Raw genomic sequence first — 912 nt, 5'->3', positions numbered from 1 at the left:
GTCAGCTTCTCCGGGGTGCGCGACTGACATCGCTGGGCCGCCAGCAAAGCCGCGCGCGAACCGTGGATCAATAACGTGCGGACATAGACGCTACCCTGCCGGCTGATATGGCCAAGCTTGCGGCTATTACCGCTACTGAACTCGCGTGGCGTCATGCCCAGCCAGGCGCTGAGCTGACGACCACTGGCAAAGCGCTCGGGCTTACCGACGGCGGCCGTAAGGGCGCTGGCAGTCAGCAGCCCGATACCACTGACCTCATCCAGTTTGCGCACGATTTCATCGTCAGCATGCCAGCACTTGAGTTGCTGTTCGCATTCGGCCACGCACTGCTCATACAGGTTGATCTCGGCCAGGACGATATGCAGCAGACGGCTCAGGGGCACGAGTTCAGGCTGGTCAACCAGTTCATTGGCTGCGCGGATGAAGTCGGCGGTCGAGGCTGGCGCTTCGATACCCGCTTCACGCAGCATGCCGCGCAGCAGGTTGATACGCTGGGTGCGGCTCTTCTTCCAGGTTTCCCGCAGCCCGTGCAATTGCTGAAGCTGTTGCTGATCACGGCTCTTCACCGGCACGGGATGGATGTCGGTGCAGCGCGCAGCTTCCAGCATGGCGTCGCAGTCATTACGGTCGGTCTTGTTGCGACGGCGATAGGGCCGCACGTAGCGCGGGTGCAACAGCTTGACCTGATGGCCCAGTGATTGCGCCAGGCGCCCCCAATAGTGCGCTGTGCCACAGGCCTCCATCACCCACTCGACCGGCTCGGCCTGCTCCTGTATATATCGCCGGAACGCCTCTCGGTTCAGCCGCTTGCGCTGCACCACCTGGCCGGAACGGACACTCTCGGCAACTTGGTAAACGGACTTGGCCAGATCAACTGCAATTCGTTTCATGGCAGCTCTCCCATTCTTCAAC

1 protein-coding gene is annotated in these 912 nt (G+C 61.6%); it reads right to left on the bottom strand.

Translation table 11 applies throughout. From position 1 onward, the window contains the following. Positions 1-890, bottom strand: an 890-nt coding sequence (locus INS93_RS24580; RefSeq protein WP_192985858.1) for an IS110 family transposase, incomplete at its 3' end; no start/stop codon positions are given. Positions 891-912: the final 22 nt, after the last annotated feature.

The sequence above is a fragment of the Pseudomonas sp. EggHat1 genome (genome assembly GCF_014892995.1).
Lineage (GTDB): Bacteria > Pseudomonadota > Gammaproteobacteria > Pseudomonadales > Pseudomonadaceae > Aquipseudomonas > Aquipseudomonas chaetocerotis.
This window is presented reverse-complemented; position numbering and strand designations above follow the sequence as displayed.